General features: G+C 69.5%; 9 protein-coding genes. 3 read left to right on the forward strand and 6 right to left on the reverse strand.

Annotation, left to right across the window (positions count from 1 at the left end):
- Window positions 1–520, reverse strand: a 520-nt coding sequence (locus ACK4S9_RS22985; RefSeq protein WP_409730235.1) for a FimV family protein, incomplete at its 3' end; no start/stop codon positions are given.
- A gap of 102 nt (window positions 521–622) precedes the next feature.
- Here ACK4S9_RS22985 and fumC point away from each other — a divergent pair.
- From fumC to ACK4S9_RS23000, 3 genes are all read left to right on the forward strand, one after another.
- Entirely contained in the window at window positions 623–2,020 is a 1,398-nt protein-coding gene (gene fumC / locus ACK4S9_RS22990) for a class II fumarate hydratase (RefSeq protein ID WP_409730236.1), read from the forward strand.
- Window positions 2,021–2,068: 48 nt separating this feature from the next.
- On the forward strand, window positions 2,069–2,281 hold the full coding sequence (locus tag ACK4S9_RS22995) for an RNA-binding S4 domain-containing protein (RefSeq protein WP_409730238.1): 213 nt from the start codon (window positions 2,069–2,071) through the stop codon (window positions 2,279–2,281).
- 132 nt (window positions 2,282–2,413) lie between these two features.
- A complete protein-coding gene (locus ACK4S9_RS23000) occupies window positions 2,414–2,695 on the forward strand; it encodes a DUF883 family protein (protein WP_036216047.1) in 282 nt (93 codons plus the stop codon).
- Window positions 2,696–2,703: 8 nt separating this feature from the next.
- Here ACK4S9_RS23000 and ACK4S9_RS23005 read toward each other — a convergent pair whose 3' ends face one another.
- The 5 genes from ACK4S9_RS23005 to ACK4S9_RS23025 form a co-directional block, all read right to left on the reverse strand.
- On the reverse strand, window positions 2,704–4,383 hold the full coding sequence (locus tag ACK4S9_RS23005; RefSeq protein WP_409730240.1) for a DUF692 family multinuclear iron-containing protein: 1,680 nt from the start codon (window positions 4,381–4,383) through the stop codon (window positions 2,704–2,706).
- Between the two features lie 2 nt (window positions 4,384–4,385).
- The gene (locus ACK4S9_RS23010; protein ID WP_409730242.1) at window positions 4,386–4,697 is read right to left on the reverse strand and encodes a DUF2282 domain-containing protein; all 312 of its coding nucleotides are present in this window, start codon (window positions 4,695–4,697) and stop codon (window positions 4,386–4,388) included.
- 44 nt (window positions 4,698–4,741) lie between these two features.
- Window positions 4,742–4,939: a YjfB family protein gene (locus ACK4S9_RS23015; protein WP_036252839.1), complete on the reverse strand. Its 198-nt coding sequence runs from the start codon at window positions 4,937–4,939 to the stop codon at window positions 4,742–4,744.
- A 53-nt stretch (window positions 4,940–4,992) separates the two neighbouring features.
- The gene (gene mobB, locus ACK4S9_RS23020; RefSeq protein ID WP_409730244.1) at window positions 4,993–5,526 is read right to left on the reverse strand and encodes a molybdopterin-guanine dinucleotide biosynthesis protein B; all 534 of its coding nucleotides are present in this window, start codon (window positions 5,524–5,526) and stop codon (window positions 4,993–4,995) included.
- On the reverse strand, window positions 5,513–5,835 hold a 323-nt coding region (locus tag ACK4S9_RS23025), incomplete at its 5' end, for a general secretion pathway protein GspB (RefSeq protein ID WP_409730246.1). The genes mobB and ACK4S9_RS23025, both read right to left, overlap by 14 nt.

A 5,835-nucleotide genomic window follows, 5' to 3' on the forward strand; every position in this document is an offset into this window, starting at 1 on the left:
CGGCGGCCGGCTTCGGCTTGGCTGGCGCCGGCCTGGGCCGGGCCGGGACGGGCGGCGGCGCGGCCGCCGGCGCGGGCGCGGGCTCGGCGAGCCTGGCGGCAACAGGAGGGACACCAGGAGGGGCAGCAGGGACCGGAGGCGGCGGCGCCGGATCCGGCGACAGCCACAGGGTCGCCAGCCGCACGCTGCGCTGCGCGCCGTCCGCCAGTTCGAGGTAGACGTGCAGGTGCTCGGACTCCACCGCGCCCAGCGAAGTGAGGTGCAGGAACTGGCGTCCGTCGCGCCGCATCACCGACATCCGGAGCGTGGACAGCACCGCCGGCATGCCGATGTTGGCGCCGCGGTAGACCTCCGGATGCGCCAGGCGCACCTGGACCGGGTGGGCGGCGTCTTCCAGCATGGTCAGCTCGATGTCGGCCACCAGCGGCTGGCCGATGAAGGAGCTCACCCGCGGCTCGCCGAGTTCGGCCGCCCGGGCCGGCCAGGACGTGGCGGCCAGCAGCGCGCATGAGAATAACAATGGAAGGCGGCAAGCCATAGGATGGAAGTAGTAAGCCTGAACGTCATTAACGGACAATCGGCTAAACTCTTTAATCAACGCCGCTCACAACAGGATCCCAACATGGAAAACAGGATTGAGAAGGACAGTTTCGGCCCGATCGAGGTCCCCGCCGACCGCCTCTGGGGCGCCCAGACCCAGCGTTCGCTCCACCATTTCCACATCTCGACCGAGCGATTGGCGCCGGAACTGGTCGCCGCCCTGGCCCAGGTCAAGCGCGCCGCCGCGGCGGTGAACCGCTCGCTCGGCAAGCTCCCGGCCGACAAGGCCGATGCCATCATGCGCGCCGCCGACGAGGTGCTCGAAGGCCGCCACCCGCAGGAATTCCCGCTGGCGGTCTGGCAGACCGGTTCCGGCACCCAGAGCAACATGAACATGAACGAGGTCCTGGCCAACCGGGGTTCCGAACTCTTGAAGGGCGAGCGTGGCGAAAAGCGCCTGCTGCACCCGAACGACCACGTCAACATGGGCCAGTCGTCGAACGACATCTTCCCCACCGCGATGCACGTGGCGGCCGCCATTGCCGTGGCGCAGAACCTGCTGCCGGCCCTCGGCCAGCTGCGCGCCACGCTGCTGCGCAAGTCGCGCGATTTCGAGGACATCGTCAAGATCGGCCGCACCCACCTGCAGGATGCCACCCCGCTCACCCTCGGCCAGGAATTCTCGGGCTACGTCGCCCAGCTGGAATTCGCGGAAAGCGCGATCCGCGCCACCCTGCCCGGCCTCTTGGGCCTGGCGGCCGGCGGCACGGCGGTCGGCACCGGCCTGAACGCGCACCCGGATTTCGCGCCGCGCATCGCGGCCGAGCTCAGCTCGCGCACGGGCCTGTCCTTCAAGAGCGCGCCCAACAAGTTCATGGCGCTGGCCGGGCACGAGGCCATGGTGTCGTGCCACGGCGCCTTCAAGACCCTGGCCGCGGCCCTGATGAAGATCGCCAACGACGTGCGCTGGATGGCCTCGGGCCCGCGTTCGGGCCTGGGCGAGATCACCATTCCCGAGAACGAGCCGGGCAGCTCGATCATGCCGGGCAAGGTCAACCCGACCCAGTGCGAAGCGCTCACCATGCTGTGCTGCCAGGTGTTCGGCAACGACGTCGCGATCACGGTCGGCGGCTCGCAGGGCAATTTCGAACTGAACGTGTTCAAGCCCATGATCGCCCATAACTTCCTGCAGAGCGCCCGCCTGCTGGCCGACGGCATGCGCTCGTTCGACGAGCACTGCGCCCGCGGCATCGAGCCCAACCATGCGCGCATCGCCGAGCTGATGGAAAAATCGCTGATGCTGGTGACCGCACTGGCCCCGCACATCGGGTATGATCGCGCCGCGCAGATCGCCAAGACCGCGTCGCACGAAGGCCTGACCCTGCGCCAGGCCGCGCTGCAATCGGGTTTCGTTACCGAGCAGCAGTTCGACGAATGGATCGTGCCGATCGACATGACCCGGCCGGATAGGGCCGAGTAACACTTTCGGGGCACCTTCAGGTGCCCTTTTCAATTCCCCGAGGACAGCATGCAAAACATAGATTTCGATTTGACGGCCGAGTTCGTCGAGCTCAACCAGTTGATGAAGCTGGTCGGCCTGGTCGACAGCGGCGGCGCCGGCAAGAACATGGTCGCCAGCGGCGCGGTGTCGGTCGACGGCAAGCAGGAACTGCGCAAGACCGCCAAGATCCGCAGCGGCCAGACCGTGACCGTGGGCGACGTGCGGATCCGGGTCCGATAAGCCGGAAACGGGCGCGGGAAATGGCGAAAAACAGCGGGCTTATGTTTGCGCCCTAACAAACAGAGCGGGGCTTCCTTGTTTATATTTTAAGTCATCAGGATCGACTTATATCAACCGGCCACAGGTGAAGCCATGGAAACCCCGAACCGCGCCCAGTCCCAGGAGCAGCTCATCGGAGACCTGCGTCTCGTCATCGAGAATGCGGAAGAGCTGCTGAAAAATACCGACCACTACACCAGTGCCCTGTACCAGAACGCACGCGCCAAGCTGGCGCTGGCGCTGGAAGCGGCGAACGAGGAACTGGCGCGTTTCGAAGACGCCCAGCTCGAGCGCATGATGGCCGCCACCCGCGCCGCCAACGAGCGTTACAGCGACCGCACCGGCGAACAGCGCATCCTGCGCGCCTTCCACTGATCCAGGCCTCAGGGCTGCCCCCGGGCAGCACCGTCTGCCGCAATCGCGGTCACGATGCCGAGCCTGAACCAGCCCTGCAGCATGGCGCCGACGTCCGGCGCCCCCTCCCCTGCCGCTGCGGCGGCCAGCGCCGCATCGAGCGCCGCGCCGAAGCCGGCGCCCTGCGCCAGACTATCCAGGGCCGCCGCTTGCGCCGCACCCGCTTCCACCACCTCTACCCGCCAGCCGCGCCGCACGACCAGTGCCGTGCACGGCGTGTCGGCGTGCGCCGGCAATGCCGGGCCGCCCGGCTGGTGCGCCCGCCACAGCGCGGCGATGGCCCAGCGGCTGCGCAGCAGGCTCACCGACGGGTGCAGGGTGAATCGGGCGCCATCCAGCGCCTCCGGGGACAGCGCCGCCAGCGCTTCCAGCCCGAGCGGCGTCGCATCCGGCGCCAGATAGGCCCGGTGCACCGCCCACTCGAGCCGCGCCACGTCCGGCAAATAGGGGTATGGCGCGGCTGCGTCGCATCCCGCGAGGAAGTCCGCCAAGCGCGCGCCGAAGCAGGCCAGGTCCGGGTCTTGCGACGGCGCTGCCTTGCCGTAGGCACGCGCCAGGCCGGCGAAGCATTCCTCGCCCACCAGCTGGCGCAGCACGGGATAGGCCTCGCCCAGGGCGCGCTCCCAGCCGGCGCCCAGGTTTGCGCGGTACAGCGCCAGCCGCTCGATTGCGCCCTCGTGGAGGAAGGGCTGCATGGCGGCTTCCTGGGCGCGCTCGAACAGTGCCGCCCCGAAGCGCTGCTGGAGCGTGGCCATTGGCTCGCCCGCCGGCGCCGCCGGTACGCGGGGGCGCACAAACGGGACGGCGGCGGGCGCCGGATAATCCCGCGCGATCGCATCGGCCCTGGCCGCCTCCGCCAGCAGGCCGTCGATCGGCGGCAGCTCGGCATCCCACTCTACCAAGATCGGCACCCGGCCGAAACGCGCCAGCGCGGCGCGGTACAGCTCCCAGACCGGTTCGGCCACGGCCGCGCCATGGTGGTCGACCAGGGCCAGCGGCGTTTCGAGGTGGCCGGCTAGGTGGATTTCGCCGACGCTTCCCCTAGGCAACGCGGCGATGGCGGCGCGCGCGTCTTCGCCGTGGTTGCGCTGGTTGACGTAGAGGTTGTTCACGTCGAGCAGGATGCCGCAACCGGTGCGGCGCGCCAGTTCGGCCAGGAAGGCGGCCTCGCTCATGGTGTCGGCGCGAAAGCGCACATAGGCCGAGACGTTCTCGACCAGCAGGCGCCGGCCCAGTGCTTGCTGCACCCGGTCGACCCGCTCGCACAGCAGCGCCAGCGCGGCCCCGTCCAGCGTCAGCGGCAGCAGGTCGTTGAGCTGGCGGTCGGCCAGCGCGCCCCAGCTCAGGTGTTCGGAAACGAGGAAGGGATCGATCGCCTCGACCAGCGCGCGCACGCGCTCCAGGTGGGCGTTCGAAAAGCCGCGCGCCGAGCCGAGGCCGAGGCCGACGCCATGCAGGCTGACGGGATAGTCGCGGCGCAGTTCGGCCAGCACGTGCCAGTCCCAGCCGGCGCGGGCGAGGTAGTTCTCGCTATGGACTTCGATGAAGCCGACCGCCGGACGCCCTTCGAGGAAGGCGCGGTAGTGCGGCGTGCGCAAGCCCACGCCGGCCGCAGTGGCCCCCATTGGGGCCGCAGCGGGGGCGGACATGCCTACTTCCTGGCGTCGGCCTTGGCCGGCTCGGCCGGGACGGCCTTGTCCTGCGGCGCCTTGCCGGCCTCGAGCGAACCGCCCAGCTGGGTGCAGGTACCCTTGGCGACGAACTTCCATTCGTTCGGGTCATTGTCGACCTTGGCGACGCCGGCGCAGCCGTGGGTGGCGGTGCCGCAGTCGTTCTGGCCGGCCTTGGCGACGCCGTAGCAGGCTTCCTGGTCGGCTTTCGGCACGCCCATCTGGTCCTGGGCGGCTGCCTGGGCGCAGACGCCGGCCAGGGCGGCGGCGATCAGGGCGTGGCGGTGGGTCATGCGAAAGTCTCCTGGCTGGGCGGGGAAAGCTGCAAAACGCCGGCTCAGGCCGTCGTATTGATCTTGTTCCCCAGATGCGCCGGCAGGTTCGCCGGCTGCACCGCCGGCAGCGCTTCGAGCAACTGGGTGGCGGTGGCTTCCTGGATCTGCTGGGCCTTCTTGAACACGGCAAGGCTCACTTCCTGACGCTGGCCGGTTTCGGCGATGCTGGTGGACAGCTTGGCAATGCTGGACACATCCATGTCGTTCTCCCATTAAGGCGTATCCACCGTTTACGGCGGCGGGAAGGAGAACTTTAGGCCCTCGAACGCATCCATTTTTCCAGCCAGGCCAGCACTTGATCCGGATCATTCAGGTCCAGCCACGCGGGTCCGCCCTGCCCGCCGCCGTCCCGCGGCCGCGGCGCGTCCGACGCCACCGCCACGATGTCGGGATCCCCGGGATACAGGGCCGGCCGTCCCAGGCTCGGGCGCCACACTTCCAGCTTGGGCATGCGCTCCCACTTGTAGCCTTCCACCAGGGTCAGGTCGGCCGGCGCCAGCCGCGCCAGGTGCTCGGCCAGCGCAGGCTCCTGCGCCCCGCGCAGTTCGCGCAGGATGGCGACGCGGTGGGGAGAGGCCAGCATCACCTCGGCCGCCCCGGCCATGCGCAGGCGCGCGCTGTCCTTGCGCGGCGGCTCCAGCTCGACGTCGTGGTGGCTGTGCTTGACGACGTTGATCCGCAGTCCCCGCGCCGCCAGCCGGGCGATCAGGGCTTCCAGCAGCGAGGTCTTGCCGCTGCCGGACCAGCCGACCACGCCCAGCACCGGCCCGGCGTCAGTAAGCGACACGATAGCGGGTGCCCCGGTAGTTCATGATCGCCGCCTTGGGCAGCAGGCGCTCCAGCACCAGTCCGGGGGCGACTTCCTCGCCTTCGCGGCGCAGCATCTTGTCGACCAGCAGCAGGCGCTCGGCCGGATTCGGCGAATAGATATAACCGCCGAAGCTGACCCGCGGGATCTCGCGCTGCACCGATTCCGGCAAGGATTGCAGCGGGCCGATATTGTCCTCGGGCGAAGGCGCCGCCGGCGCGCTCGCCACCAGCACGGGCCGCGGCGATTCCGGCGGCGCGCCCTCCGCTTCGGCCGCTGCCGGGCGCG

This window comes from Massilia sp. (genome assembly GCF_046293535.1).
Taxonomy (GTDB): Bacteria; Pseudomonadota; Gammaproteobacteria; order Burkholderiales; family Burkholderiaceae_D; genus Telluria.

What these genes read in the sequence shown, in the direction of transcription:
- ACK4S9_RS23005 (WP_409730240.1), bottom strand. Translation starts at nt 4,383, where the DNA reads ATGTCCGCCCCCGCTGCGGCCCCAATGGGGGCCACTGCGGCCGGCGTG.
- ACK4S9_RS23000 (WP_036216047.1), top strand. Translation starts at nt 2,414, where the DNA reads ATGGAAACCCCGAACCGCGCCCAGTCCCAGGAGCAGCTCATCGGAGAC.
- fumC (WP_409730236.1), top strand. Translation starts at nt 623, where the DNA reads ATGGAAAACAGGATTGAGAAGGACAGTTTCGGCCCGATCGAGGTCCCC.
- ACK4S9_RS23015 (WP_036252839.1), bottom strand. Translation starts at nt 4,939, where the DNA reads ATGGATGTGTCCAGCATTGCCAAGCTGTCCACCAGCATCGCCGAAACC.
- ACK4S9_RS22995 (WP_409730238.1), top strand. Translation starts at nt 2,069, where the DNA reads ATGCAAAACATAGATTTCGATTTGACGGCCGAGTTCGTCGAGCTCAAC.
- ACK4S9_RS23010 (WP_409730242.1), bottom strand. Translation starts at nt 4,697, where the DNA reads ATGACCCACCGCCACGCCCTGATCGCCGCCGCCCTGGCCGGCGTCTGC.